This is a genomic window from Rhizobium sp. Root149 (assembly GCF_001427345.1).
Classification (GTDB): domain Bacteria; phylum Pseudomonadota; class Alphaproteobacteria; order Rhizobiales; family Rhizobiaceae; genus Neorhizobium; species Neorhizobium rhizoryzae.
In genome coordinates this window covers 13890-39784 of sequence record NZ_LMGD01000020.1, presented here as the reverse complement: position 1 = coordinate 39784, position 25895 = coordinate 13890, and the positions used below count along the sequence as shown (strand labels likewise).

General features: G+C 58.0%; 26 protein-coding genes, 1 tRNA gene and 1 pseudogene. 14 read left to right on the top strand and 14 right to left on the bottom strand.

Going from position 1 to position 25895, the window contains the following annotated elements:
• Window positions 1–113: 113 nt before the first annotated feature.
• From ASD54_RS12220 to ASD54_RS12200, 5 genes are all read left to right on the top strand, one after another.
• A complete protein-coding gene (locus ASD54_RS12220; RefSeq protein WP_062554893.1) occupies window positions 114–485 on the top strand; it encodes a hypothetical protein in 372 nt (123 codons plus the stop codon).
• Between the two features lie 110 nt (window positions 486–595).
• Window positions 596–1066, top strand: coding sequence for an N-acetylmuramoyl-L-alanine amidase (locus ASD54_RS12215; RefSeq protein ID WP_062554892.1), 471 nt, complete (start codon window positions 596–598; stop codon window positions 1064–1066).
• A gap of 269 nt (window positions 1067–1335) precedes the next feature.
• The gene (locus ASD54_RS12210; RefSeq protein ID WP_062554891.1) at window positions 1336–1596 is read left to right on the top strand and encodes a hypothetical protein; all 261 of its coding nucleotides are present in this window, start codon (window positions 1336–1338) and stop codon (window positions 1594–1596) included.
• Complete coding sequence (locus ASD54_RS12205) at window positions 1589–1936, top strand: hypothetical protein (RefSeq protein WP_062554890.1); 348 nt, start codon at window positions 1589–1591, stop codon at window positions 1934–1936. The genes ASD54_RS12210 and ASD54_RS12205 overlap by 8 nt, the downstream gene beginning before the upstream one ends.
• A complete protein-coding gene (locus ASD54_RS12200) occupies window positions 1933–2205 on the top strand; it encodes a hypothetical protein (protein WP_062554889.1) in 273 nt (90 codons plus the stop codon). Before ASD54_RS12205 ends, ASD54_RS12200 begins: the two co-directional genes overlap by 4 nt.
• Before the next feature lie 180 nt (window positions 2206–2385).
• On the opposite strand, the gene ASD54_RS12195 is transcribed toward ASD54_RS12200, so the two are convergent.
• Both ASD54_RS12195 and ASD54_RS12190 read right to left on the bottom strand, forming a co-directional pair.
• Entirely contained in the window at window positions 2386–2574 is a 189-nt protein-coding gene (locus tag ASD54_RS12195; RefSeq protein WP_062554888.1) for a hypothetical protein, read from the bottom strand.
• On the bottom strand, window positions 2571–3014 hold the full coding sequence (locus ASD54_RS12190) for a hypothetical protein (protein WP_156379203.1): 444 nt from the start codon (window positions 3012–3014) through the stop codon (window positions 2571–2573). The genes ASD54_RS12195 and ASD54_RS12190 overlap by 4 nt, the downstream gene beginning before the upstream one ends.
• Before the next feature lie 128 nt (window positions 3015–3142).
• Here ASD54_RS12190 and ASD54_RS12185 point away from each other — a divergent pair, with 128 nt between their 5' ends.
• Window positions 3143–3727 (top strand): hypothetical protein, encoded by a 585-nt coding sequence (locus tag ASD54_RS12185; RefSeq protein WP_062554886.1) that lies wholly within the window; start codon window positions 3143–3145, stop codon window positions 3725–3727.
• 162 nt (window positions 3728–3889) lie between these two features.
• Here the strand turns inward: ASD54_RS12185 and ASD54_RS12180 are convergent, their stop codons facing one another.
• Window positions 3890–4198: a hypothetical protein gene (locus tag ASD54_RS12180; protein WP_062554885.1), complete on the bottom strand. Its 309-nt coding sequence runs from the start codon at window positions 4196–4198 to the stop codon at window positions 3890–3892.
• Window positions 4199–4338: 140 nt separating this feature from the next.
• Between ASD54_RS12180 and ASD54_RS12175 the strand changes: the two genes are divergently transcribed.
• The gene (locus tag ASD54_RS12175) at window positions 4339–4575 is read left to right on the top strand and encodes a hypothetical protein (RefSeq protein ID WP_062554884.1); all 237 of its coding nucleotides are present in this window, start codon (window positions 4339–4341) and stop codon (window positions 4573–4575) included.
• Between the two features lie 61 nt (window positions 4576–4636).
• On the top strand, window positions 4637–5443 hold the full coding sequence (locus tag ASD54_RS12170; RefSeq protein WP_062554883.1) for a BglII/BstYI family type II restriction endonuclease: 807 nt from the start codon (window positions 4637–4639) through the stop codon (window positions 5441–5443).
• A gap of 1 nt (window position 5444) precedes the next feature.
• Here the strand turns inward: ASD54_RS12170 and ASD54_RS12165 are convergent, their stop codons facing one another.
• Window positions 5445–6104, bottom strand: a complete 660-nt coding sequence (locus ASD54_RS12165) for an MT-A70 family methyltransferase (RefSeq protein WP_062554882.1) — start codon at window positions 6102–6104, stop codon at window positions 5445–5447.
• A 604-nt stretch (window positions 6105–6708) separates the two neighbouring features.
• Window positions 6709–6785 (bottom strand) — tRNA-Pro (locus ASD54_RS12160).
• Window positions 6786–6941: 156 nt separating this feature from the next.
• Between ASD54_RS12160 and ASD54_RS12155 the strand changes: the two genes are divergently transcribed.
• Window positions 6942–8078, top strand: a complete 1137-nt coding sequence (locus tag ASD54_RS12155) for a PAS domain-containing protein (RefSeq protein WP_062554881.1) — start codon at window positions 6942–6944, stop codon at window positions 8076–8078.
• Window positions 8075–8527 (top strand): response regulator, encoded by a 453-nt coding sequence (locus tag ASD54_RS12150; protein WP_062554880.1) that lies wholly within the window; start codon window positions 8075–8077, stop codon window positions 8525–8527. Before ASD54_RS12155 ends, ASD54_RS12150 begins: the two co-directional genes overlap by 4 nt.
• A 10-nt stretch (window positions 8528–8537) precedes the next feature.
• Here the strand turns inward: ASD54_RS12150 and ASD54_RS12145 are convergent, their stop codons facing one another.
• The 3 genes from ASD54_RS12145 to ASD54_RS12135 form a co-directional block, all read right to left on the bottom strand.
• Window positions 8538–9839, bottom strand: coding sequence for a UDP-glucose/GDP-mannose dehydrogenase family protein (locus ASD54_RS12145; RefSeq protein WP_062554879.1), 1302 nt, complete (start codon window positions 9837–9839; stop codon window positions 8538–8540).
• Between the two features lie 91 nt (window positions 9840–9930).
• The gene (locus ASD54_RS12140; RefSeq protein ID WP_062554878.1) at window positions 9931–11292 is read right to left on the bottom strand and encodes a sigma-54 dependent transcriptional regulator; all 1362 of its coding nucleotides are present in this window, start codon (window positions 11290–11292) and stop codon (window positions 9931–9933) included.
• On the bottom strand, window positions 11289–13145 hold the full coding sequence (locus tag ASD54_RS12135) for an ATP-binding protein (protein WP_062554877.1): 1857 nt from the start codon (window positions 13143–13145) through the stop codon (window positions 11289–11291). Before ASD54_RS12135 ends, ASD54_RS12140 begins: the two co-directional genes overlap by 4 nt.
• 215 nt (window positions 13146–13360) lie before the next feature.
• Here ASD54_RS12135 and ASD54_RS12130 point away from each other — a divergent pair, with 215 nt between their 5' ends.
• Window positions 13361–14689, top strand: a complete 1329-nt coding sequence (locus ASD54_RS12130; RefSeq protein ID WP_062554876.1) for a dicarboxylate/amino acid:cation symporter — start codon at window positions 13361–13363, stop codon at window positions 14687–14689.
• Between the two features lie 88 nt (window positions 14690–14777).
• Here ASD54_RS12130 and ASD54_RS12125 read toward each other — a convergent pair whose 3' ends face one another.
• Complete coding sequence (locus tag ASD54_RS12125) at window positions 14778–15383, bottom strand: DUF922 domain-containing protein (protein ID WP_244484750.1); 606 nt, start codon at window positions 15381–15383, stop codon at window positions 14778–14780.
• Between the two features lie 70 nt (window positions 15384–15453).
• Window positions 15454–19158, bottom strand: coding sequence for a trifunctional transcriptional regulator/proline dehydrogenase/L-glutamate gamma-semialdehyde dehydrogenase (gene putA, locus ASD54_RS12120; protein WP_062554875.1), 3705 nt, complete (start codon window positions 19156–19158; stop codon window positions 15454–15456).
• Window positions 19159–19288: 130 nt separating this feature from the next.
• On the opposite strand from putA, the gene ASD54_RS12115 reads away from it, so the two are divergent.
• On the top strand, window positions 19289–19750 hold the full coding sequence (locus ASD54_RS12115) for an Lrp/AsnC family transcriptional regulator (RefSeq protein WP_062555442.1): 462 nt from the start codon (window positions 19289–19291) through the stop codon (window positions 19748–19750).
• Window positions 19751–19978: 228 nt separating this feature from the next.
• On the opposite strand, the gene ASD54_RS26180 is transcribed toward ASD54_RS12115, so the two are convergent.
• Complete coding sequence (locus ASD54_RS26180; protein ID WP_082547198.1) at window positions 19979–20152, bottom strand: DUF1328 domain-containing protein; 174 nt, start codon at window positions 20150–20152, stop codon at window positions 19979–19981.
• Window positions 20153–20384: 232 nt separating this feature from the next.
• On the opposite strand from ASD54_RS26180, the gene ASD54_RS12110 reads away from it, so the two are divergent.
• Window positions 20385–21266 (top strand): DMT family transporter, encoded by an 882-nt coding sequence (locus tag ASD54_RS12110; RefSeq protein WP_162249585.1) that lies wholly within the window; start codon window positions 20385–20387, stop codon window positions 21264–21266.
• A gap of 34 nt (window positions 21267–21300) precedes the next feature.
• Here ASD54_RS12110 and ASD54_RS12105 read toward each other — a convergent pair whose 3' ends face one another.
• The 3 genes from ASD54_RS12105 to ASD54_RS12095 form a co-directional block, all read right to left on the bottom strand.
• A complete protein-coding gene (locus ASD54_RS12105; protein WP_062555441.1) occupies window positions 21301–22425 on the bottom strand; it encodes a fumarylacetoacetate hydrolase family protein in 1125 nt (374 codons plus the stop codon).
• A 149-nt stretch (window positions 22426–22574) separates the two neighbouring features.
• The gene (locus ASD54_RS12100; protein ID WP_062554873.1) at window positions 22575–23948 is read right to left on the bottom strand and encodes a M20 family metallopeptidase; all 1374 of its coding nucleotides are present in this window, start codon (window positions 23946–23948) and stop codon (window positions 22575–22577) included.
• Window positions 23949–24012: 64 nt separating this feature from the next.
• Complete coding sequence (locus tag ASD54_RS12095) at window positions 24013–25299, bottom strand: hypothetical protein (RefSeq protein ID WP_062554872.1); 1287 nt, start codon at window positions 25297–25299, stop codon at window positions 24013–24015.
• Window positions 25300–25809: 510 nt separating this feature from the next.
• Between ASD54_RS12095 and ASD54_RS27290 the strand changes: the two are divergent.
• Window positions 25810–25895: pseudogene (locus ASD54_RS27290) on the top strand (porin); the annotation flags it as partial.

The window sequence follows — 25895 nt, the reverse complement described above, 5'->3', positions numbered from 1 at the left end:
ATATACGGAAAAATTATTTGTATATTTTTGCGTATATCTACTTGTATATTTAGCCGCCGACAGCAATCATCTAATTACAGATTGTGATTTACATCTGAACAGGGAGACGAAAAATGAAGAATACGCTTGCAAAGAACCAGATCGCAGCACTCGAAGATCGCATTTCGGTCGTCAACGCCGAATTCGGGTTCGACCCCGCTGCTCATATCGCATTCGACATCGCTGTGGACGGACAGGTAGTCCACACAACGCTGGAGTGGATTGACGAAGACATGGACCTTTCCCACCAGGACACGCACCTCGCCGCCAACGGCGAATATCGCCACAGCGTAGCCTCGGCGCTGTCCAGCTCGGATAAGGAGCACTACGAGCAAGCCAGCCAGGATGCACAGCGCGGCATGCTGGGCGATATCAGCGAAATCGTCCACCAGAAGCTCCTCGATGCCCATGAGGAACTGAAGGACCGGGTAGCAGAAGCGGCTTAACCCGCCCACCATCACGATCGAGAGCGGCCTACGGGCCGCTTTTGCGTTTCCGGGACTGGTTCCAAACCGCCGGTCGACGAATAATCGGGGTATTCGCCTGAGTACCCCGCATGCGCCTGATCGACACCGTTGCTGTGCACTGCACCGCAACCCCGGAAGGGAAAGACTACACCATCGACACCATCCGCGGATGGCACAAAGCGCTCGGCTGGAGCGACGTCGGATATCACTTCGTCATCCACCCCGACGGCCGTATCTCGAAAGGCCGCCCAGTCGAAAAGGCCGGTGCGCACGTAGCGGGCCACAACGCCACGTCCATCGGCGTCAGCTACATCGGCGGTGTCGCTACCGACGGCAAGACGCCCAAGGACACCAGGACGCCCGCACAGAAGGCCGCGCTCCGGAAGCTCCTAGCCGAACTCGCGAGGACCTATTCCGCGATCAAGGCCATAAAAGGCCATCGGGACTTCTCGCCTGACCTCAACGGCGACGGGCAGATCACGCAGAGGGAATGGCTCAAGGCGTGCCCGTGCTTCGACGCGATCCCCGAGTACGCCGACCTCCTGCGGAAGGCTGCGTAACATGGGTGAATGGAGACCGACGAAGGCTGCGCCCTATTCCAGCGATAGCATGGACGAGATGAAAGAGACCCTTGCGGAAGCGATCCGCCAGCGTCTCATATCCCACCCCTCCGCCGAGGCCGTGATCAAGAAAACCGTGAAGTCCTGCAGGCCCTCGATCCTACGCGATTTCCGCGATGGCGACGGCGCGCTCTACGGACTTACCCGTCTTACCCAGATCGCCGAAGCCCTCGGATACTCCCCAGAAATCACGTTCCGGAAAAGCCCCAATGACAACACGCAAACTCCAGGGCACGGCCAAAACTCGAACATTCTCGAAGCGCCTCGTCGTGCTTCTCATCCTGCTCTTACAGCCGATGGCTGCCTTCTCGATGTTCCTGAACCCGACCTCATCCCAGGAAGTCTTCGGTATCTACGTCGGCGCACATCTCGCGCTTGGCGGAATGTACATGGGAGTGGGAGCGTGGGACCTGAAAACGATGATTCAGGCGGGCCTGTTCAATGTGACGAGAGCGAAGCCGCATGATTGATAGTCTCAAGATCGCGGCCGCCGCTTCCTTCATCACCGTCGGCGGCCTGGGGTACTGGCACTACACCAGCCTCAAGGACCAGGTAGCCACCTTGACGGTCGAGCGCGACGCCCAGACCGAACGCGCAGATAGGAACGAGGAAGCCTTCCGGAAGGCCGAGGCCGACCGCCTGGTCGCCGTAGCCACGCTCGAATTCCTCCAGAACGGCCTAATCGAGAACGAGAAGCAGTCCCGGATTGCCTCCGAGGAGACGTCGTCGATATCGGCGACCGAAGACGCCCCCGCAGCGCCGTTTTGGCAGAAGACACGCCAGCGTCTGATGTCGGGAGATGGTAGATGATCAAGGTATCCATCATCGCAATAGTGGCCGCCATCGCCCTCTCCGGATGCGCGGCCACGAAACCCGACGTCCGCATCGAATACGTCCGCCCCAAGGCCCCGCAGTCGCTTGTGACGCCCTGCGCACGCAAACCGAGGCCGACGGAAGAGTGGAAGATGCAGAGCAACGTCAAGCGGTACTACGACCGTCTGGAGGCTGCGCACGCGGACTGCCTGACGAGAGCCGATACGGCGCAGAAGTGGATCAAGGACAACGGTCTGGTCGAGTAGAGCATTTTCCGCCGGCGGTCTTGATGGGCGCACACGCCGACCGCAATATCTACTCAGCAGACGGTGTCCTCGGTCTCCCCAGTCCAAGACGCGTCAGCTGAAACAACCTTCCAAACTAAGAGGCCCGGGTTTTCACCTGGGCCTATTTTTTTTTGGTGTCTGAATGCAGAAAGGGAGCCCTCAGGCTCCCCGATCCAGTCTTTCGAGTTCTTCCAATGCCGCCTGATGTTCGGGCGATCCGGATACGACATACCCTTCTGGCAACAGTAGCTTCTGTGTCACACACTTCGGGTCCTGAAACATGAACGCCGGACGAGCGCGGCGCAGGCTGCCGTCCGGCAACTTCTTCAACACGACAACATGGCTCATGCCGCCACTCCCTGCATCAGTGCCTCGACCGCCATCGCAGTAGCAACCTGGTCAAGCGTCGGCTGGATACCGAACGACGGATGGCTCCGACCCACCCATGCCAGGTGGTAGTCACTCACGCCGGCGATATTCGCCAACATCGACTTCGGAACCTCGGCTCGGTTGACGATATCGGTCCACTCGCACATCAGCCTAAACTCATCCTTGGTCTGCGGACGATGCCCTCTTTCGAGGATATCGATAAGCGCGACGAGGCGGTCGGTTACTTCCAGCGGCGGCTTCTGCGCAGCCTTTGTGCCTGGCTCCGACATGTATCGTCTGAGCGTCTGTGGTGAGCGCTTGACGAAGGTGGCGATGTAATTCGGCGAGACGCCGATGCCTCTCAATATCTGGTACATGTCTCGGCAAAACTGATAAGCATTCATATGATCAGAATTCACTAATTCTCTCCCCTTCTAGCGATCCTGAATTATTTTTGTGCGTATACTTAGAAATATACAATACGCCGACGGTTTTTATTTTGCATTCATGCGAGTCAATATTCTGCGAACAAAATGGGAGACTAGAAATGCTACGTAGAATTGCCGCCCTCCTCGCCTCTGCCGCGAGCAAGCTCATCAACTCATTGCCGACCGCTGGAAAGTGGCTCGACGACCTTCTGTCGATGCCGTTCCGGACCGTCTTCGGTGGTGGCGGAGGAGCGCCGTCTTACACACCCGACGTCCAGACCGCCGACCTGCTGAACACGCTGAAGGATGCCCGGGAGGCGGCGCAGGCCGAAGCCCACCGGCTCGATCGCAACGATATCGAAAGCGTCCTAGAATTCGCGAAGGCGCACCGTGACACGCGCGCGACCATGTCGCTACCCAAGACCCTTACGCCGGAGGTCAGGGCGGCGCTCTTGCAGATGGACGACGTCGCGCTGCGGAAACTGTACACGTCGGGCATCGGTCAGGTGCGCAAATTCCTCGCCGCCAAGCCCCACGGCATCCAGGGCGTCCCGTCATTCGGCGAACGCCTCCCGACGGTGGCCGATGAACCCATGCCGAAGGGCATGACCGTGCACGAGGCGATGGTCTGGAAAATCCGAGCGAAGATGCTCAAGCCCACGGAATCGGAGCCATTCCCCTATCCCCGAAAATCATCCTTCTGACGACAAAGCCCGCCAACTAGGCGGGCTTTTTGCTGGTCGTGTTGTCGACCACGAGACGGAGCCGTGGCATCGACTTGAGCCACTGCTGGTGGCACTCCGGATGCTCGTAAGCGAGGTCCCCATACTGCCGACGAATCCATTGCCACTCCCGGTCCGAGATACTCATGCGCGGCCGACCAGAGCTTCAATGACTTCCTGACGTTGTGCGCATGCCGTGCGCAGGCCCGCGACTTCGACCTCGAGTTCGGCGATCAGCGTCACGGCGACCCGGGCGACGTTTTCCAGCTCCCGGGCATGCGCAGACGCCGCGCCCAGAGCATCGTGGTACTGACGACGGTAGCGAGCTTCGGCGACCGCATCGAGGGCATCTGAGACACCGCGCGCGAGGCACATCGCGCCACCGGCTACGAGCATCATGCCTGGAAGATTACCCATCGCCGCGTTGTGGGCCGGTGAACCAAAATTCGCCATCTGCATGCCTCCGTGTTGTCGGATGCGTGTTGTGCCGGGCTCGATGGAATCCGGCAAGTCGACAATGGGCAATTTGGCGATCGAAGAGTTAACGGAGCTCGTGTAAGCGCTGCGCGTTATCCATAGGAAGGGAGAGCGTGATGAAGAGACCGTGGCTTGTGAAGATGTGGCTTACCGGACTTCAGGATAGTGACGCCCACGAGCGACACTGGATCAAGAGGACACATGTCGACGACCCCCGCGGCATCGAGAGCAGGCTCAAGGAACTCGATGAGAAGAGAGAGCGGGAGGCTCCGGTCGTTCAGGCGTACGTAATGGCGGCGTTGACGGTCGCCGTGCCTATCGCAGTGTTGATATGGTGGCTAGTCGCGGCGTAGTCGATCGTCTTCCTGGTCGCGTGTGGTAGTATCGGCCAACGAATCAATCAGCGATACACATATGTTTGACAGCCTCATAAAACGCGGCTTCCAAGTCGAGATACACTCCCACGCCCGCGCTATCCTGAGCGTTGATTTTCCCGATGCGGTCGCCGAGCTTGAAGAGGCTGTAGGCGGACTGTCGATCCCGATCGAGGAAATCATCGGGTCGGGCGGCGGGGAGTCCCAAGGGACGCAGAGACTGCGCCGGAAACTGGCCGAGCTAGGCTGGACCAAGATGAACTTCACAGTCGAGAAGCGGATCAACGGCGTAGCTCGCGAAGCCATCTCACACGAGATCGACCACGTGAAGACTTTCGACGCTGGCGTCATCGCCTGCGAGATCGAGTGGAACAACAAAGACCCATTTTATGATCGCGACCTCGAAAACTTCAAACGGCTGCACGCGGATAGCGCCATCTCCGTCGGCGTGATCATCACGCGCGGGACGTCGATGCAGGACCATCTGAAAGCGATGGTGCAGCGGTTCGCCGTCGAGCGAGGCCTGAACTCCCATGAAGCGGTGGTCGCATTCGGTATGAGCCGGACCGCTCGCCAGAACCGCGAAGTCGAACGTCGGGTCAACGCCGGAATGACTTACGAAGAGGCGTGGGCTGGTCAATTCGTGTCCGACAAGTACGGCCAGGCGACGACCCACTGGTCGAAGCTCGAAGACCGTGTACATCGCGGCGTCGGCAATCCCTGTCCTCTGGTACTTGTCGGACTCCCTTCGTCAATCGTCACGTTCAACGAAGGGCTTGGTCTCGAAGATATCGAAGGAGAGGCCGCCGCCCTAGTCGAAGAAGGCATCGCGGCCGCCACAGAATGACTTATTCGGCCGCCACGCGGTCGGTTGCTGAGTTGAAGCCGTACGTCTTCCAGGTCGGTTCATAGCTCTCGTCGGCCTGATTACCCCATGTAGTCCAACCAGGGCGGACGCCACGGCCAAACATCTCGAGATATGGACCAGGTGAGCAGCTCTCGATCAGTGGATACTGCTCGTCGGGTTTCCGGGAATGTTCGCGCTTGCGGGTGCCGATGTAGTTGACCTGCGAACGACCAGGCGGAAGCGTCCGAGCGTTCTTTCCACGGGTTCCGAAGAGGATCAGCTCCGTCACGTTGCGGAAGTAGAAGCCTACGCCGCGACCGTCAGAGCCGCCATCCTTGCGGAGCTTATGCCAGACGATATTGGCTTTATACGTGAAGCCCCAAGCTTTCAGGACCTCGATACCTTCCGGCAGGAGGGCGTTCGGAACCCAAAGATATAGGTGTGCCGTGGGCGCGCAGGCCGTCGCGACGGGAAGCGCCTTGATCGCATCCAATTCCATCGTGCCGTATCGGTTCAGGCGCTTGTGTTCCGGCGCGACTTTCCCCGTGCGGTTCATGAACTGCCACGGCGGGTCGGCCATGATGGTCGCAAACTTGCGGCCGGCGGTGAAATCGAGAAAGTCCTGGGATGGTGATGGAGCTTCGTCTGGACGATTGAGCAAATGAAATCTCCTTTTATTCCCGGGACTTGCGGACTGTGTACCGGACGCGCTGCACTCAGTCGAGTTACAATTTCCGACGGTTAGTTCTGACGTAGCATATAGAGCTTGCGCCGGACATTCCTTTGTTCGGCGGTCCCCAGTTGAGTCTGCGTTCGCAGATTGCCGTTTTGTTCGTGTTTTGTTCTATAAATTGCCACACGTCAACCTGTCACGCGTTCCAACCACTCCCCGCCGGCTATATCTTGATGCGGCCACATCCGGCGCGATCTACCTACTCTGCTGGCATCCGAACGCTTCGGTGACGACATACGGGCCGCACATGCTACATGCGGCACGTCGCCAGTAGGGTCTGCGTAATGCGCAGGCGGCTCGAGTAAGGTGGCCGAACGGTCGTGCAGCCTGTCGGCGGTCATCCATCCCTGGTGAGATTCAAAGTTGTCGGCATCGACTGATATGGCCCTCTTCGGAGGGCCATAGTCGTTCTGACCTGAATGACAGATACCAGGGGTTTCTGTCAGAGTTTCTGTCAGACAGCCCGCGCCGCAGGGTCAAAACACTACATATCAGGAAGCTAAAATGCCTTTCGGGACAAGGCGTTAACGGCTGGTCGGAGTGGAGTGATTCGAACACTCGACCCCCACGTCCCGAACGTGGTGCGCTACCAGACTGCGCTACACTCCGTGACCAGTGGCGCTCCTATAACCGAGGCCTGCGGCTTTAACAAGCACTTGGCACGATTTTTTTAAGTCGCCCGCAGTGGGCAGAAGTACTTTTCAGGAACCAATCCAGCCTTATTTCATTCTCTGGTTTCGCACTCTTTCAGGCGGCTCACATTGTATGAACAGCGAAGAGAATTCAAAGCAGAACGCAAGGGAAGCCGGCGACCGTCTTCTTGCGGAACATGGGTCGGAGGATCCGTTTGCTGCCGCGTTCAAAGCAACGCGCATGCCGATGCTGATTACCGATCCGCGGCAGCCCGATAATCCGATCATCTTTTCGAACAAGGCATTCTCACAGCTTACAGGCTATTCGCAGGAGGAGCTGGTCGGTCGGAACTGCCGGCTTTTGCAGGGGCCTGAAAGCGACCAAACAGCCATCACACAGCTTCGCGAAGCCATTGCTGCCGAGCGAAGCCTTGAGGTCGATATCCTGAATTATCGAAAGGATGGCTCGACGTTCTGGAATGCGCTTTTCATGAGTCCAGTCCGTAACAGCGAAGGCGAAGTCATTTACTTTTTCGCGTCTCAGCTGGATTTCACGCATGTGAAAGACAAGCAGAAGGAACTCGCTGCGGCCCGCAGTTCCGCAGAGCAAGAGGTGGCGCGCCGTACCAAGGACTTGCGCGATGCCCTGGATGCCAAAACGCTGCTGGTTCACGAGGTGGATCATCGCGTCAAGAACAACCTGCTGACAATCGCATCCATTCTCAAACTGCAGGCGAGAACCAGTGCGGATACGACCGTTCAGAAAACACTAAGATCGGTTCTGGACCGTGTCGAAGCGCTCAGCACGGTCCAGAGGAAACTTTTCACGACCGCAGATGTAGAACGCTTCGACGTATCGGACTTCGCGCGAGACCTCATTACGGATATGATCAGCGCGCTGCGACGCGACGACATCCACGTTCATTTCGACCTATCGCCAGTCCTCGTGCCGGCCATAAAGGCCTCGCCTCTGGCACTGATCATCAACGAGCTTGTCGGGGACGCCGTGCGGCGAGGTCTCAAGGACGGGGGCGGTGCCATCGACATCTGCATCCGCCGCCTGAACGGACACTTCCAGATCAGAGTCAAGGACACAATGCCACCGGTCGATGTGGCCGTCGACAGTGAAGCTGAAGCCTTCAGCCGCACGATTCTGGAAACCTGCGCGCGGCAGGTGAATGCAAAGATAGAACGACACCAACACCATCACGACACGATCGTCGATATTCGTCTGCCGGTCGGAAGTGTCGAGGAGAGCAGGAAAGCGTGAATATTCTGATTGTTGAAGACGAGGCCTTGCTGGCGCTGGAACTCGAAAGCGAGCTGGAAAATGCCGGACACACGATCGTGGGCGTCGCAATGTCCAGCCAGGAGGCAAAGGCCATCATCGACCGGGAGCACCCCGAATTCGCCTTCGTCGACATCCACCTGCTGGATGGCCCGACTGGCATAGATGTGGGCCGCTACCTTGAAAGCAAGGGTATTTCCTATGTCTTCGTGAGTGGCAATCTAAAGCGCATCCCGGAAGATTTTGCCGGAGCGATGGGAGCGATCGAGAAGCCCTATACGATGAACGGGCTCGAGAATGCGCTCTCCTTCATCGAAACGTTCGTGCGTGGCGAAAATCGCGGCAACATCCCGCCGAGCCTCGTGCCATCTCCCTGGCTGCGTCGGCGACAGATGACGGAAAGCAGACAGCAACGTCAATCGCAGGCATAGTTGCCGCTCGCTATCGCCCGACGCCGTGATATTCGAAGCCGTAACGGTGGACTTCATCGGCCGGATAGACATTGCGCAGGTCGACCAGCACCGGCGCGTTCATGATCGGCCTCAGCCGTCGCAGGTCCAGAGCCCGGAACTCATCCCACTCGGTAACAAGGACCAGGGCGTCCGCTCCTGCGGCGATATCGTAGGGACTGTCGCCAAGGTCGACATCTGGCAACATACCTCGTGCGGCCTCCATGCCTTCGGGATCATAGGCATGGACGAGCGCCCCGTTGTCCTGAAGTGCCTGGATGATCGAAAGCGAAGGCGCGTCCCGCATGTCGTCCGTATTCGGCTTGAAGGTCAGCCCCAATACAGCAATCTTCTTGTCGCGCACGGAGCCACCGCAGGCTGCGATAACCTTGCGGGCCATGGCACGCTTGCGGGTATCGTTGACCGCGACTGTCGTTTCGATCAGGCGGACCGGACTGTCATTGTCCTGTGCCGTCTTCACCAAAGCCATCGTGTCCTTCGGAAAACAGGAGCCCCCGTAGCCAGGCCCGGCATGCAGGAACTTGTCGCCGATGCGCTTGTCCATGCCAATGCCTTTGGCCACCTTTTGAACGTCGGCACCGACCTTTTCGCAGAGATCGGCCATCTCGTTGATGAAGGTGATCTTCATGGCAAGAAACGCATTGCCGGCATATTTGATCAGCTCGGACGTCCGGCGATCGCAGAAGAACAAGGGCGCGGAGTTGAGGTAGAGCGGACGATAGACTTCACGCATCACCTCGCTTGCGCGCTCATCCTCCGAGCCGATGACGATCCGATCGGGCCGCTTGAAATCGGCAATCGCGGCACCTTCGCGCAGGAATTCCGGATTGGAAACCACCGCGAACTCAGCATCCGGGCGCTCAGAGCGGATGATCCGCTCCACCTCGTCGCCGGTTCCAACCGGTACCGTCGATTTCGTCACGACGACCGTGAAACCGGTCATGGCGTGCGCGATATCCTTCGCTGCGGCGTACACATAAGAAAGATCGGCATGGCCATCGCCACGACGTGAGGGCGTCCCCACCGCGATGAACACCACGTCTGCCTCTGCCACCGCCGCTTTCAGATCCGTGGTGAACATCAGGCGACCCGCCTTGACATTCGACTTTACCAGTTCGTCCAGTCCAGGCTCATAGATGGGAATGGTGCCTGCCTTCAGGGCGGCAACCTTTTCCTCGACATTATCCACACAGGTCACATGGTGACCGAAATCAGCAAAGCACACACCCGATACCAGACCCACATAGCCGGCACCGATCATCGTAATCCGCATGAAGAGCTCTCGCTTGACGTTCTCCCGGGCGGGAGCATGAAGGGTTCATAGCCATGGCATATAGGCCATGCTCTCAACTTTCAAATGTCATTCAGCTACCATTGACGAAAGTCGCGCGCGAAATCCCATGCCGCTGAAGCTTGTCGTAGAATGTCTTGCGCGGAATTCCCAAGGCCTCAATCGTGCGCTTCACGTCCCCATCATTCGCCTGAAGGGCCTCCCGTATCAGTTCCGCCTCGATTTTCGCCATGCGGTCCGGTAGCGTTCCGGAGCGATCCATTACCTCAGCTTCCGGCATCAAGGTGTCATGGGTGAGCGTCTCGAGACCCAGAACGAACCGCTCGGCGAAATGGTTCAGCTCGCGAACATTGCCGGGCCACGTGTGATCCTGCAGATGGCGGTTGAGGGAGATCGTCAGCGGTGGAACCTCGCGATTGAAACGCTTAGCCGCGCGCTGACAGAAAAAGCGGAAAAGCAGTGGCACGTCGTCCCGCCTCTCACGCAAGGGAGGGATAAACAGACTGACAACGTTCAATCGATAATAGAGATCTTCGCGGAAATCGCGGCGTTCCTGCGGGTTGCCGAGATCGACCTTGGCGGCGGCGATGACCCGTAGATCGACTGGCCGCACCTCGTTCGTCCCAAGCGGCGTAACCTCGCGCATTTCCAGCACGCGAAGCATCTGAATCTGGGAGACTGGCGGCATGCTCTCGATCTCATCCAGAAAAAGAGTGCCGCCGCTGGAATGCTCAATGCGCCCGACACGTCGCTTCTGTGCGCCGGTGAAAGCGCCCGTCTCGTGCCCGAACAATTCGCTCTCCAGAATCTGCTCCGGCAAGGCGCCGCAGTTCAGTGCTACGAAATTCCCCTTCGAGCGGCTGCTCCATCGGTGCAGAAGGCTTGCCACGACCTCCTTCCCGGTGCCGGTTTCGCCCGTCAGGAGAACGTCCACATCTGTGTCGGCGATCTGGCGAATGGTGTTTCGAAGCCGCTGCATGACCGGGGTTTGACCGAGAAGGGTTACATCGCCCTGATCTTCATCCTGCACCGCCTCGCGCAGACGGCGGTTCTCAAGCACGAGCTTGCGCTTTTCAGCAGCACGCCTCACGCATTGGACCAGACGATCGGCGGCAAAAGGCTTGGTCATGAAATCATAAACGCCCGCCTGAATAGCCACCACGGCCATGGGAATATCGCCATGCCCGGTCATGAGGATGACAGGTATATCGGGGTCGATGGATCGAATACGCTCGAAAAACTCCAGACCATCCATAGCAGGCATTCGAATGTCTGAGACGACGACACCGGCATAGTCGCGCTCAAGACTGCTCAATGCTTCCAATGCAGAGGTTCGGCTGGTGACGGAGAAACCGGCAAGATCAAGGGTCTGAGCGGTGGCTTTTAACAGATCCCGGTCATCATCGACCAGAAGGAGGGAGGTCGTAGCGTTCATCTGTCAGCCTGCTTCAGATCAATGAGGAAGATTGTGCCCTGCGACGAGGTCTCCACCGAAAGCTTGCCGCCATAATCCGTCACGATGTCTTTGGCGATGACGAGACCGAGACCAAGCCCTTTTTCCTTCGAGCTGTTGAAAGGCGAGAACAGCTGTTCCTGGATTGCTGGAGCGATGCCGCCGCCATTATCTTCAATTCTGATGTGAATCCTGTCGGCATCGCGGCCAGCGGAGACGACCACGGCCCCGTCGGCGACGGGTTCAACCGCTTCCAGCGCATTCTGGATCAGGTTGATCAGCACCTGTTCCAACCGAAGGCGGTTGCCGATCGCATACAGATCCTGCTCTTCCGCCCGGATCTCGACCCGGTCCAGACGTCCGGAGAAGCGGCTTTTCAACAGCACCAGCGCACCCGCGATCGCTTCCCGCATATCCACCGGCTCGGCTGCAGATCGACCGCGCCGTGCAAGGGCCTTCAGATCTTCGGTAATGGACCCGATCCGTTCAGTCAGTCCGGCGATCTCCGTAAGGTTGTCACGCGCTGCATCCTCTCGCTGACGGTCAAGATAGGTTATAGCATTATCGGCATAGGCCCGGATTGTCGCCACAGGCTGGTTGATCTCATGGGCGACACCGGCCGCGACCTGTCCAAGAATGGCCAAGCGGTTTGCCTGGACGAGTTCCTCCTGGACGCCCTGCAAGCGGTTCTCGGTGGCTCGGTGATCGGCAATTTCCGCTTCAAGACGGTCTCTCGCCCGGCTCAGATCCGTTGTGCGCTCCAGAACCCGACGCTCCAGCTCGATCCGCGCCGCCTGCTCCGCTGCAATATGACGAAGAGATGTCTGTCTGCGCCAGATTACCAGAGCGGCGAGGCCAAGCAGGGGCAACAGGATGGCCATGGATAAAACCTGCGCCTGCCCCACACCATTGTCGAGTTGCGGCTGGACGGGCAGCAGATACCTGAGTGACCAGGGGGTGGATGGCACTGGGAGGCTCATTTCGACAAACCCGGCGACTGAGGCTCCTGGAAGCAGTGCATCAATTGTAGCGGCATCCCCGGAAAGCTGTCGTTCCCGCGTGATCGGCAAGGGCAGAAGCGGTGCATCGCCAAATTGCAGGCTACTCCTGATCTCGGCTTGCACCGGCGGAGACAAGGGCGCCTCGACCATGAACCGCCAGGACTCGATGCTGGTGATCAGCACGACACCATGGGCGTCCGTGACATAGGTCGGTCGTTGCGCATCGCGCCAGTCCCGCTCCAATTGGTCGAACTCGGCCTTTGCCACCACCACCCCGATCGGATTGTCCGGCGGACCCACCCGTTGCGAGATGTAGAGACCCGGGCGCAGGCTGATGCTGCCAAGCGCAAAATGCTCCGCCTTTCCTTCAGCCATCGCGCGGGAAAAATACTGGCGAAAACTGTAATCGACACCGACGAAGCTCGACGGTTCACGCCAATTGCTGGACGCAATGGCAACGCCGCGGCGGTCGATCACATAGATGACCGAGGCATTCGTCCCCTCCACGAGATCCTGAAGCTTACGGTTCAAGGCATCGAGATGCTCTTGCGTTGGAGCGGTGAGCGTATCTGTAACATCCCGATCACGGGCCAGAATCAGCGGCAGAGCCCGCGGTCGCTCCAGCACTGCTTTCAGAAACGCGACCTTGAGACCCGCATCGATCCGGCTTTGCTGTTCGAGGTCCTGCATCGTGGCATCGACCGCAATGGTGCGAACCGTCATGAGCGTAACCGTACTCAACAGGATGGCCACCACGGCGAAAATGAACCATGGACGGTGCGTCTGACGCACCGAAACCTTTGCCCCAAGAGGATAAAGTTCACCGGAATCCATGTGCGGAAAATCGCACAATAACATTCACTACGCAATGCGATCCATGCGGAAAATCGCACGACATTGGGCCGATCTTTTCCAATCATGACAATTAAACATTAAAAATCAGATACATAAAGAAACTACGTGATCTGGCACGCCTGTTGCAAAGCTGGTGGCATCATCAAATGTCGCCTCGGGAGAACCATTGGGTAGGGGCGCGAAGGAGGATCAACATGGAATTGAATCTCGATGCTGCCGCCCCCCGCGGCAAGGTGCCACTTTATCGGCAGCTTTATGTTCAGGTGCTCGTTGCCATTACTGCCGGTATCATTCTCGGCCATTACTATCCGGATATCGGCGCTTCCCTGAAGCCCTTGGGCGATGCCTTCATCCGTCTGGTGAAGATGATCATTGCACCGGTTATTTTCCTCACGGTTGCCACCGGCATTGCCGGAATGACCGACCTGAAGAAGGTGGGCCGCGTTGCCGGAAAGGCAATGATCTACTTCCTGACCTTTTCGACGCTCGCGCTTGCTGTCGGCATGCTGGTTGCAAATGTCGTACAGCCGGGTTCAGGAATGCATATCGATCCGGCCTCGCTGGATGCCAAGGCTGTTGCCACTTATGCAACAAAAGCCCATGAGACCACGATCACCGGCTTCCTGATGAACATCATCCCGGAAACCATCGTCGGCGCATTCGCGCAGGGCGATATCCTGCAGGTGCTGTTCTTCTCGGTGCTGTTCGGTATTTCGCTGGCGATGGTCGGTGACAAGGCAAAGCCTGTGACCGACTTCCTGCATGCGGTCACGGCTCCGATCTTCAAGCTGGTTGCCATCCTCATGAAGGCTGCCCCCATTGGTGCCTTCGGCGCCATGGCTTTCACGATTGGCAAATACGGCATTGGCTCCGTTGCCAACCTCGCCTTCCTGATCGGCACATTCTACCTGACCTCCATCCTGTTCGTGGTCGTGGTGCTCGGCGCCGTCGCACGCTACAACGGCTTCTCGATCTTCGCGCTCATTCGCTACATCAAGGAAGAGCTGCTGCTGGTTCTCGGAACATCGTCCTCGGAAGCGGCACTGCCGGGTCTGATGCAGAAAATGGAACGTGCAGGCTGCAAGCGCTCTGTCGTCGGCCTCGTCATTCCGACGGGTTACTCGTTCAACCTCGACGGCACCAATATCTATATGACCCTGGCGGCACTCTTCATCGCCCAGGCGACCGATATTCAGCTATCATTCGCGGATCAGATCCTGCTGCTGCTGGTGGCTATGCTGAGTTCGAAGGGTGCCGCCGGTATCACGGGCGCAGGCTTCATCACGCTGGCGGCCACGCTTTCGGTGGTTCCTTCGGTTCCCGTGGCCGGTATGGCGCTGATTCTCGGCATCGACCGCTTCATGTCCGAGTGCCGTGCCCTGACGAACTTCGTTGGCAATGCGGTCGCAACCATCGTGGTGGCACGCTGGGAAAATGAACTTGACCAGACGAAACTTCAGGAAGTGCTGGCAGGACATGTCTCGGAGCCGGTTGCCAATGGCACCTTGCAGGCTGCGGAATAATTCCTCCCAAGGAATAGGGCACGTCTGAACGAGCCCTGATGACGGCCCGCTGGTTCATCCCGGCGGGCTTTTTCATGCCCGTGTCGCATCACGGACCGTTGACGAAAGCCAGTATCAACTGATGGACGGCGCCACCGTCGCTCAGCTCGATCCGATCGAACTCGGCATTCCTCGCACGCTCTGCTTTGGAAAGCTCGCCAAGACGTTTGGTCAAGACTTCGCGAATACGCTTGCAGTCAGGATCATTCTCGACCCGCAGACCAAGGCTGAAATCCTGTATCTGCTGCACGAGCTCCTTGGTAAAGCCGCCATGGACACGCTCGTGCTTCTCAACGCCTGCGATGAAACGGGCCCAGTTCTGCTCCACATCGGGCGGCAGCGGATTGGCGGGTTTCGGCATTGTGTAGGTAATGATCAGCTTCGGCTTCGCGACCGTGATGGCGCAAGCGGTCCCCTGCACCTCGTATTTGCGCGTCCAGGTCAGCTTGAAACTGGTATGAGCAATGGCCTGCACACCGGCCTGCGGGCCTTTTTCGCCGATCGATCGATAGAGATCGATGCCCGTCTTGCCTGTGATGGCATAGGTCTTGATCTGCTCAACCGCCTGCCAGTCGGCGGCGTTGGCCTGACCGGCAAGGGTCGTCAAAACACTGATGGAAAAGCCGATGAAGATCGATGCTGTCTGAAGTCGCACTGTTTGTCTCGCGCCGAGATGAACCCGGCGCGACTATTGCTGTCTCAGAAGCAGCAAGGCAAGCCTTGCCTCACCCAATTGTCATCAGGCTGGCATTGCCGCCAGCGGCTGCCGTGTTGATCGAGGTGGATACTTCCTCCAGCAGCCAGTTCAGACAATAGGCATCGGGCTTGGCCATAGCATTTGATGCCGCAGCCTGTGCGAGGACCAGGGGGCCAGGAAGTGCTGCCAGGCGCTGGAGGGTTTCTGTCAGAAACTCACCCTCTCCCTCGATCAGCGCACCGGCGAAGGGTGCATCCGCTTTCCAGTCTTTCGTACGCTGCAAGCGTGCAGCCACGCTCGACGGAAGCGCATGCAGCAGGTTCGCAAGAACCGAATTGCTGATGTCAACGACGGCTGTATTTCCTGTGGCCAGAGCTGCGGCCAATTGCTGATAAAGACCCGCTTCTGTTTGCGGAACCAGCAGGATGCGACCTCGCGGGTGAAGTGCGTAGAGGTTCTGCTCGCCAACCGGTCCTGGCAGTTGCAATTCAAGCCCCAACGCCGAAGCGCCGCCAATCGTGCGCGCCAATTCGGCCGCTTGCGCCTGCTGACGATCTTCCAGCCAACGGGCAAAATCGCCCAAGGCCGCATCGCGATGCACCGAGCTCAACTGCGGCGGCACCGGAGGTGTCTGGACAAGACGACCGAGATAAAGAGGACCGCCCGCCTTCGGACCGGTTCCGGACAGGCCACGACCACCAAATGGCTGCACACCCACAACGGCACCGATGATGTTGCGGTTCACGTAGCGATTGCCGGTCTTCACACGGCTGAGTACGTGGGCGATGGTTTCATCCAGGCGCGTGTGGAGGCCGAAGGTCAGGCCATACCCCGTGGCATTGATATCGTCGATCAGCCGGTCGAGGTCGTTCCGCTTGAAACGGATGACGTGAAGAACCGGCCCGAAAATCTCACGCTGCAGATCCTTGATCGAGGTCAGTTCCACAATCGTGGGAGCAACGAAGGTCCCGTGTTCGGTTTCCTTCGGCATTGCGGCCTGATGGATGGTACGTCCCAGAATGCGCATCCGCTCTATGTGACCTTCGATCGTCTGGCGCGCCTCTTCTGTAATGACCGGGCCGATATCAACGGATAGCCGGTCGGTCCTGCCAATGGATAGCTCGGCGAGCGCACCCTTCAGCATCGTCAGAACACGATCGGCAACGTCGTCCTGCAGGCACAAGACGCGAAGTGCTGAGCAGCGTTGGCCAGCGCTATCGAAAGCAGACGCAATGACATCGCCGACAACCTGTTCGGCCAGAGCAGACGAATCGACGATCATGGCATTCTGACCGCCCGTTTCAGCAATCAGCGGAATGGGCTTGCCTGCGGAAGAGAGACGACCCGCCAGTTGCTTCTGGATCAGCCTCGCCACCTCCGTCGAGCCGGTGAACATGACGCCCGCGGTTTCAGGAGCCGCCACAAGAGCCGCGCCGATGCGGCCATCACCGGGAAGAAGCTGGATGACGCTCCGCGGAATGCCTGCCTCATGCAGGATGCCAATTGCCTCGTAGGCAATCAGCGGCGTTTCTTCCGCTGGCTTGGCGAGAACCGTGTTCCCGGCAATCAGGGCGGCAGAGATCTGGCCGAGGAAGATGGCGAGCGGGAAGTTCCACGGGCTGATACAGACAACGGGACCAAGCGGGAGATGCGAAACACCAAGGGTCCGGCGTGCCTGTTCGGCATAGTAACGCAGGAAATCGACCGCTTCACGCACTTCGGCAATGGCGTTGGGAAGAGATTTTCCGGCCTCCCGCATGATCAGCGGCAGCAGGTGATCTATGCGCTCTTCCAGAAGAGCGGCGGATCGATCCAGCAAATCGGCTCGCTCGGCGGCTGTCACGGCCTGCCAACGGGCAAGAGCCTCAGCTGCCGCTGTTGCGGCCTTCACAACATCCTGCGTCGTGACGGGGATGACGCTTCCAACCCGATCGCGATGGTCGGCAGGGTTCAAAACAGCCTGCTCCTCACCGAGATCTGGCTCAAAGCCAAGAAGCGGCTTTGCCTGTACGGGCGAGGCTGCAGTGGCCTTGAACGTTGTCGAAAGGCTTTGAAGCGTCTGTTCGTTGGAAAGATCAAGGCCAGCGGAATTCAAACGGCTCTTACCGAAAAGTTCGCGCGGCAAGGCGATCTTGTCATGCTTCGAGCCCGGTCTGGCCTGAGCGCGCGTGACCTCGACCGGATCGGCAATCAGGTCATCAATGCTGACCGTTTCGTCACCGATACGATTGACAAAGGATGAGTTGGCACCGTTTTCCAGAAGACGGCGCACGAGATAGGCCAACAGGGTTTCATGCGTGCCAACAGGCGCATAGATGCGGCATGGCCGTGCCAGCTTGGCCGGATCAACAACCTCTTCATAAAGAGGCTCGCCCATGCCGTGCAGGCACTGGAATTCATAGCTGCCGATGGAAAATTCCGGCCCGGCCAACTGATAGATGGTGGCCAGCGTCTGGGCATTATGAGTGGCAAACTGCGGAAAGACGAGATCGCGCGCTGCCAGCAGCTTGCGAGCGCAGGCGATGTAGGAAACATCGGTATGGACCTTGCGCGTAAAGACGGGAAAGTCCTCTAGACCATCCAGGTGTGCACGCTTGATTTCTGCGTCCCAGTAGGCGCCCTTGACCAGCCGCACCATGATACGATGGCCGGACCGGCTGGCAAGATCGATGATGAAATCGAGCACGAAGGGGCAGCGCTTGCCATAGGCCTGCACGACGAAACCGATACCGTTCCAGCCAGCCAGCTCTGGGTCGAAGCAGATCTCTTCGAGAAGATCGAGCGAAAGCTCGAGACGGTCCGCCTCTTCAGCGTCAATATTGAGGCCGATGTCATAGCCTTTCGCCAAGTGGCAAAGGGCTTTCACCCGAGGCAGCAATTCCGCCATAACGCGCGCCGCCTGGGAGCGGGAATAGCGTGGATGCAGGGCCGACAGTTTGATGGAGATGCCCGGACCGGCATAAACTCCGCGCCCATTTGCTTGCCGTCCAATGGCGTGAATGGCGTTCTCATAATCACGGAAGTAACGCTCGGCATCGGCCTTCGTTGTGGCTGCTTCTCCCAGCATGTCGTAGGAATAGCCAAAGCCTTTCTGCTCCATCTCGCGAGCACGGCTCAGAGCTTCATCGATCGTCTCGCCGGTGACGAACTGTTCGCCCATCATGCGCATGGCCATATCGACGCCGCGCCGGATGACCGGCTCGCCGCAACGAGCGATCAGACGGGTGAGTGCTGCCGTCAGGCTTCGATCATTCACGGTCGCGGTCAGCTTGCCGGTCACGACAAGACCCCAGCTTGCCGCATTGACGAAGAGCGACCTCCCGCCGCCGACATGGGATTTCCAGTCGCCATGGGAGATCTTGTCGCGGATCAGCGCATCGCGTGTCGCCATGTCGGGTATGCGGAGCAGTGCCTCTGCAAGGCACATGAGCGCCACTCCCTCCTGGCTGGACAGCGAATATTCGTGGACGAGCCCCTCAACGCCAGAGCCACGATGCTTTCCTCGAAGAGCAGTCACCAGCGTTCTTGCAGTTTTGCGCACTGCCTGCTTCTGCTGCGGTTCCAGACTGGCCTCATCGAGAAGTGGCAGGATGCAATCAATTTCCGCACGACGATAGGCATTGGTGATCGCCTGCCGCAGTTGCGATGGCGGCCGGATCGACGGAGCAAAATCACTGAAAGCAGGTTTGAGAGCATAGGGGTCTGCGACCGACAGCGGAGTTTGCACAGTCATGGCTCAAGCCTCGTATCAAGGGAAACAGTGGGAAAATGATACTACGGCAGACCGCAACGCGAGAGACTATTCTGCGCTTTGTTTTCAGGTATTATCACCTGAAATGGGCGTTAAGGCAGGCAAATTCACCATGGAAATCCGCAAAACAAGCGAACTCGACGCATTCGATCTGAAGATACTGGATGTTGTGGCCGCAGATGGCCGGATCTCGGTGACGGAACTCGCAGAGAAGATCGGTCTATCGAAGACTCCGTGCAACGCTCGCCTGAAGCGGCTTGTCGATGAAGGCTATATTCTGGGATTTCGTGCCGTGATCAATCTGCCAAAACTGGGACTGGATCACGTTGCTTTCGCGGAAGTGAAGCTTTCCGACACGCGAGAGAAAGCACTCACCGAATTCAATCAGGCCATTTCAAGAATCAAGGAAGTGGAAGAGTGCCATATGATCGCCGGCCGCTTCGATTATCTCATCAAGATCAGAACGCAGAGCATCCGGCGGTATCGCGAAGTGCTGGGAGAAAAGATCTCAAGCCTGCCCTATGTCGCCAGCACGTCAACATCCGTCGCAATGCAATCAGTCAAAGAACGATAAAATACAAAAATTGGGCAACAATGCTGCCATTTTAATCAATGATCGTACCGAATTCCAGCAAAGTGCCCTCGTCAATTGGGCGGATTTCTGGCTTCATGATCATGCTCACGTCAGATGACGCGAGTTTTCCCCCATATTGCCCTGCTTCGGTGGGGCTTTTTTTTGCCCAAGAGCAAGGCTTCGTGGTGGCCGATCCTCCGGCCACCGACCTCGAGCGATCTAAGGGTCCTACAGGACCGCACTTCCTGCCATGAACGCGAGAACCAGAAAGATCAGGAAGATCACGATCGCGATGAAGAAGAGGACGCGGGCAATCGTGGCCGTCGCGGCCGATACGCCTGAAAAGCCCAGAAATCCGGAAATCAGCGAGATGACGAGAAAGATAAGTGCCCACTTCAGCATGGAATAGGTTCCTTCGATGATTCTTGTCCATCAACGGAATGTGAAGCATCTGGTTCCATTGCCGAGTTTGTTCCCGTCACACATCGCAAACTCCGGGCATGGATCTGGTTTTCCTCTCTGTCGGAGGATAGTTAAGCCAAAGGCGAAAGACACAAACGACACCTTGTGTCCCTGATTCCTGCGGAGATGGATGATGCAGACCAGCCAAACCCTACAGCAGGGATTGAAATCGATGACAACGGCAGGACCTGCGATCATGCTGCTAGGCATGGTTCTGTTCGCTTTGAACGACGCCATGGGGAAATGGCTCGTCGCCAGCTATGGCCTCGGTCAGGTCATTCTCCTGAGAAGCGTTGCTGCGCTCATTATCCTGGCACCGTTTCTGTGGCTCGGGGGCAAGCAGGCGATATTGCAGGCGGAACGGCCGTGGCTGCAAGCGGCACGTGTCTTTTTCTCGACAGTCGAGATCTTCTGCTTCTACTATGCGGTCATGTACATGCCGCTCGCGGATGTGATGACCTACTGGCTGGCCGCACCGATCTATGTGGCCGCCGCATCACCGTTCATTCTGGGAGAGAAGGTTGGATGGCGCCGATGGCTTGCCATTGCCATCGGTTTCGTTGGCGTAATCGTGACGCTCGAACCGTCGAGCGCTATGTTCACCATGCCGGCGCTGATTTCGATCGTCGGTACTGCCGCCTTCGCCTTCATGCTGATTTCCGGCCGCAGCCTGCGTAACACGCCCGATACGACCCTGGTGTTCTTTCAGCTGGCTGCATCCGGGATCGCAGGTCTTTTCATTGCGCCCTTCGACTGGGTTCCGTTGAAATCGACAACGGAAGGCCTGCTTTTGGGACTGCTGGGTATCGTGGCCATGTGCGCGCATATTCTCGTCAATCGCGCCCTGAAGATATCCGATGCCGCGACGGTCGCGCCGCTTCAGTATACACTTCTGCTCTGGGCTGTGATCTTCGGCTGGGCCTTCTTCGGAGAAGTGCCTCGACTGCCCATGATCCTTGGCGCAGCCCTGATTGTGGGCTCAGGCTTGTTCATCTTCTTCCGCGAGCAGCAATTGAAGAAGCGCGACAAGGTGCTGCCGAGCATTCCGGAATAGGACAAGGCATGCCCTATTCCGGCTATCTTACATCTTACAGGAGGCCTCTGCGTGCGAGATTCTGGAACAGGGCCGTAGAGCCAAAGGTCCAAGGCGGGCAAGCATCCGAGCGGTTGACCCAGTTTACCAGTCGACCGAGCCGCGGCGTTGCGATCTCCACCCGATCACCGACCTCATGGGTGAAGCCCTGTCCCTTGCCGCGCCGGTCCTTAACGGGCGCGAACATCGTGCCCAGGAAGAGCACCGCGCCATCCGGATATTGATGGTTGCGGTTCAACAACTGCCCGGCAAGGTTGGCAGGACTGCGGCTGATCGCTGACATGGCACTCTCGCCCGTCATCTGGAAGCCATCTTCCCCCTCCACCAGAAGCGAAACCCTCACCTGACCGAGTTCCTCCAGCGTGAAACGGTCATCGAAGAGGCGGATGAAGGGTCCGATGGAGCAGGAGGCATTGTTGTCTTTCGCCTTGCCCAGAAGGAGCGCCGAGCGTCCTTCAACATCCCGAAGGTTCACATCATTGCCCAGTGTCGCGCCGATGATTGTTCCGTCTGAGCGCACGGATAGCACGACCTCCGGTTCCGGATTGTTCCACTCGGAAATCGGATGAATACCAACCTCGGCGCCACAACCGACGGAGGACATCGGCTGGGATTTCGTGAAAATTTCCGCGTCCGGGCCGATACCGACTTCCAGATATTGCGACCAGAGATTCATTTCCTGCAAGAGCGCCTTGACCTGTGCGGCCTTTTCCGAGCCTGCGGCAACGCCCTTCAAATTGTCACCGATCACCGGCGCCAAACGTTGACGAATTTCCAGAGCACGCGATGCATCTCCCCTCGCCTGCTCTTCTATAACCCGTTCCAACATACTGTCGGCAAAGGTTACGCCTGCGGCCTTCACCGCCTGAAGATCGACCGGCGCCAAGAGTTGCCCGGCTGATCCATCCAGGAAGCTGTCCAGAGAGCCAAGGTTCTGGAAACTCCCTGCTTGCAATGTGGCGACGAGATCCTGCCGCTCAAGAAGGGCAGACATGGTCGGGCCCAGTGGTGTGATATCCAGGACATGCGCATTCCGGACAAGAACCAGGCATGGACCGTCCTGCGCTTTTGACCAGACGCGTCCGACAAGAAGCGCCTCCGGCTCATGCGGCAGGATCATTTCGTTCGTCAATGCAATGCGGGTCACCAGTTTTTCCTCCCTTGGAGTCCCAATTCAGCGCAGCACCCGGTTATTCATGGCAGCACGCAATCATCAGGCATGTCTAATTTTCAGACCATGCTCTGTCCAGCCGGTTCTCCGAGCAATCATCAGCTGGGCAATTCCGTTGTCTTTCCGATGTCCAGGAACAGCGCAGTCATGATTCGCAGACCTTCTCCCGCAATGGACACCAATGCATGTTCATTGGGCCCGTGCTGGCCACACTCGGCGTGCGAATGCGGTATCCAGATCGTCGGAAGGCCAAGAATGTCCGTGAAAACATCGTTCGGAAGCGATCCGGCAAGATTGGGCAAAACATGCACCGATTTGCCGGTTGAGTGCATGATGGACCGCTCCACGAACCGCACCCAGGGATGATCCGGCGGAAAGCGTGTGGCCTTGAAAGGCGCATGGCCGACCTCATGGACCTCCACCATCGGGTAGCCGTGCGCATCGAGATGCCTGCGAAGCGAGGGAAGAAGCTCATCCATATTGGTGCCGACAACAAATCTCAGCTGGCAGGCCGCGCGCGCAGTGCCACAGATTGCGTTCTGGGGCGCTGCAATGTTGCCAGCAGAGATGGCGAGGACCGCAAAGGAATTCCAGCCGAAGACCCGTTCGGCGGGCGTCAGGCTCTCTTCGCCCCAATCTGCATCATGGCGTCGATCAGGTAGCCCTCGGAGCGCCGCGCGGATATCGTCAGTCAGACTGTCCGGTCGCCATTCGGGGACGAGGATTTGACCGCGGGCGTCGACGATGGTGGCGATGGCATGGGCAAGCAGCGTGACCGGATCGGCGAGAAGGCCGCCGAAATTGCCCGAGTGAAACTCGCCCTCGCGCAAATCAACCCGCAATTCGAAGGACACACCACCGCGCGACCCCATGAACATCGTGGGGATATCGGCCTGGAGGCGCGGCCCATCGGACGCGATCAGAACGTCGGCAGCCAGCTCTTGCCTGTGGGTTTCGCATAATTGGTGCAGGCCCTTCGACCCGGTCTCTTCACCCATCTCGATCAGAAGCCGAACATTGAACCCGAGAGAACCGCGGTGCTCCATGATATGGCGAAGCGCGAGGATATTGATGAGATGCTGGATCTTGTTGTCCGCTGTTCCGCGTCCGTACAGTCGATCTCCTTCTCGGGAGAGAACGAAAGGGGCCAGACCGGAACGCCACCGCGCTGCCTCGCCATTGCAGACGTCGCCGTGGCCATAGATGAGTATTGTGGGCCGCTTTTCATCTTCGATACGCTCGGCGATCAGGAAGGGGCCGCCGCTCCCGGTCGGATTGTCCAGGATCCGGCAATCAAAACCCATTGGCTCGAGGAGCGGCAACATGTCCTGCTGCAGATAGGCATGGAGATCCTTAACCTGTCCTTCCGATTGGCTGATGGACCGGCGCGCGATCAGCCGGGACAGAGTATCGAAAAATGCCTGGCCTTCGGCTAGAGAGTGCGCTGTATCGACAAGCTGCTGATCATTCATGTCTTTCAATCCTCATGGAGCACGCGAGACTACCAGCCAAGGAGCGACGGGGCCAAGGGCGAATTCAGCGCGTTCTGACCGCTGAGAGGGAGGATGCGGCCCTTCCCGACGGCTCCACGACTTGTTTCAGCAGGTTGGCGTAGTCAAGAACGAGACCCGGTGTCCAGCACATATGGTGCGCACGCGATCTGAGGTAGCTTGCCTGCCAGAGCGCCGGATGCACCAGAAGCCTGGCCAGTTGCAGCCAAGGGTGGCACGTGCGCAGATGACCTTCGAGCCCGAGTTCCAGCGCATTCGCCACGACGATGGAGCAGTTTCTGTCTGTTATGTTGTAGGCGGTATTCTGCCGATAGGCATTCCAGTAGGCGCGGACAGCGTCGGCGTTTCGGGTCCTGAACTCGATGCACTGATCAGCCGGAATCCAATCTTCACACTCGAACGCGTAGGACGGTGGAAATAGTCCGGGCATATCCTTATTGCGTCCAGAATAGAATACATGCGGAAGATCGCGGATACCGGCACTGATTTCGCTCACCGGCCAGTGGCTCAGATATAGATCGGAATCAATGCCGAGTGCCGCATGACCAGCGGATGGCTTGCCACCTTCCCCGAAGGTCATCAGATAACGATCGACCAGAGGCCAGCTCGTCGAACCCGCGACCGCAAACTTCGGTGTCCAGATATAGAGACGAACCGCAAGCGATGCGGACTGTTTTTCGCATTCGGGTCGTCTGCCCTTAGGAATTTCGCGGTGCCATGAGCGGAGGTCACCTGTCAGGAAATCGTGCAGCGAGCCGAAAGGACCGCCGTTGTGCATCAGGAGGGCTAGCCGCAGAAGACTGTGCCCCGATACAGAGAGGGAAATACCAGAAAGAAGCGCAAGGCTTTTATAGGCAGGTATCAGCCACTCGGATGCCAGAACCCAGGCAAGAAGAAGCTCTCCAGACGCGAGTAGAACGCCATCCCTCCATCTCTCGAACCGTACGAGCGCAATGAGCGGCAGTCGCGACAGACCGTCGATTGTAAACGCTACAGCAAGAGCCACAGCAGCGGGTCTCGCGCCTATAACAGGCGCCGCCATCCAGACCAGCGAGACGAGCAAAAAGAGCAGCGATAGGATGAGTGTCGCAACAGTAAGGCTCGAATGAAGAACCAGGCCGCCGACATAAACGCAGGCCCGGGTAGCCAAGCCAAGGCCGAGGATAGCAAGACCAATGCGAACGCCCTGGTCGTCGGGAACGATCACACCAAGGAAACCACAAGCGATGAGAAGCACTCCGCCCATCAACGCATAATGTGCCGAAGCGGCGAAGGAGCGAGCACCTATCAGGAAGAGACCGAGCTTAAGCATTGGGGGAGACAATTGCGGTAACGAATCGTGGCCTTGAGATGGCGGATTTGAGAAGGTGACGACCTTGATCCGCGGCAACTAAGGCAGGATAAGAAGGACCAGCAAGAGCGTATTTGCCTTCTTCAACGAGCGGTTATTGTTAGGAGCATCTTAAATAGCCAATTGCGAGACGGCAGCGGTTTCCAAAAATTAATTCTTCCTTAATATTTGATTCGCCTTAGAAATTTCGAACGGTGGATCGGAACGGTCGTTTTTAATGCTGTCAAAGACTGACACACGGTTCTCGTTTGGGGCCGAGCTTTGGGTGCCCGATCTCTGCGTCCCCATAATTGTTGCGTATTTGCTACAATTCTAAATTTAGGCATCTCGAACATAATCAGATTCTAAAATCCTGCATTGCCTAAAACCCTAAGCATCTGTCATGTATTTCCCAGCGCAAAGCATTGGTGGCAGGGACAACACGCTTTCAGATTTTGCGCGGCACCAAAGAAATCATGACTGGAGGTCATTATGAACATCAAGAGCCTTCTTCTCGGCTCCGCTGCTGCCCTTGCAGCAGTATCCGGCGCCCAGGCTGCCGACGCTATCGTTGCTGC

Bases quoted from the DNA above. Each gene is read 5' to 3' on its own strand.
- ASD54_RS12220 (WP_062554893.1), top strand. From the start codon at position 114: ATGAAGAATACGCTTGCAAAGAACCAGATCGCAGCACTCGAAGATCGC.
- ASD54_RS12215 (WP_062554892.1), top strand. From the start codon at position 596: ATGCGCCTGATCGACACCGTTGCTGTGCACTGCACCGCAACCCCGGAA.
- ASD54_RS12210 (WP_062554891.1), top strand. From the start codon at position 1,336: ATGACAACACGCAAACTCCAGGGCACGGCCAAAACTCGAACATTCTCG.
- ASD54_RS12205 (WP_062554890.1), top strand. From the start codon at position 1,589: ATGATTGATAGTCTCAAGATCGCGGCCGCCGCTTCCTTCATCACCGTC.
- ASD54_RS12200 (WP_062554889.1), top strand. From the start codon at position 1,933: ATGATCAAGGTATCCATCATCGCAATAGTGGCCGCCATCGCCCTCTCC.
- ASD54_RS12195 (WP_062554888.1), bottom strand. From the start codon at position 2,574: ATGAGCCATGTTGTCGTGTTGAAGAAGTTGCCGGACGGCAGCCTGCGC.
- ASD54_RS12185 (WP_062554886.1), top strand. From the start codon at position 3,143: ATGCTACGTAGAATTGCCGCCCTCCTCGCCTCTGCCGCGAGCAAGCTC.
- ASD54_RS12180 (WP_062554885.1), bottom strand. From the start codon at position 4,198: ATGGCGAATTTTGGTTCACCGGCCCACAACGCGGCGATGGGTAATCTT.
- ASD54_RS12175 (WP_062554884.1), top strand. From the start codon at position 4,339: ATGAAGAGACCGTGGCTTGTGAAGATGTGGCTTACCGGACTTCAGGAT.
- ASD54_RS12170 (WP_062554883.1), top strand. From the start codon at position 4,637: ATGTTTGACAGCCTCATAAAACGCGGCTTCCAAGTCGAGATACACTCC.
- ASD54_RS12155 (WP_062554881.1), top strand. From the start codon at position 6,942: ATGAACAGCGAAGAGAATTCAAAGCAGAACGCAAGGGAAGCCGGCGAC.
- ASD54_RS12145 (WP_062554879.1), bottom strand. From the start codon at position 9,839: ATGCGGATTACGATGATCGGTGCCGGCTATGTGGGTCTGGTATCGGGT.
- ASD54_RS12140 (WP_062554878.1), bottom strand. From the start codon at position 11,292: ATGAACGCTACGACCTCCCTCCTTCTGGTCGATGATGACCGGGATCTG.
- ASD54_RS12135 (WP_062554877.1), bottom strand. From the start codon at position 13,145: ATGGATTCCGGTGAACTTTATCCTCTTGGGGCAAAGGTTTCGGTGCGT.
- ASD54_RS12130 (WP_062554876.1), top strand. From the start codon at position 13,361: ATGGAATTGAATCTCGATGCTGCCGCCCCCCGCGGCAAGGTGCCACTT.
- putA (WP_062554875.1), bottom strand. From the start codon at position 19,158: ATGACTGTGCAAACTCCGCTGTCGGTCGCAGACCCCTATGCTCTCAAA.
- ASD54_RS12115 (WP_062555442.1), top strand. From the start codon at position 19,289: ATGGAAATCCGCAAAACAAGCGAACTCGACGCATTCGATCTGAAGATA.
- ASD54_RS26180 (WP_082547198.1), bottom strand. From the start codon at position 20,152: ATGCTGAAGTGGGCACTTATCTTTCTCGTCATCTCGCTGATTTCCGGA.
- ASD54_RS12110 (WP_162249585.1), top strand. From the start codon at position 20,385: ATGACAACGGCAGGACCTGCGATCATGCTGCTAGGCATGGTTCTGTTC.
- ASD54_RS12105 (WP_062555441.1), bottom strand. From the start codon at position 22,425: ATGATCCTGCCGCATGAGCCGGAGGCGCTTCTTGTCGGACGCGTCTGG.
- ASD54_RS12100 (WP_062554873.1), bottom strand. From the start codon at position 23,948: ATGAATGATCAGCAGCTTGTCGATACAGCGCACTCTCTAGCCGAAGGC.
- ASD54_RS12095 (WP_062554872.1), bottom strand. From the start codon at position 25,299: ATGCTTAAGCTCGGTCTCTTCCTGATAGGTGCTCGCTCCTTCGCCGCT.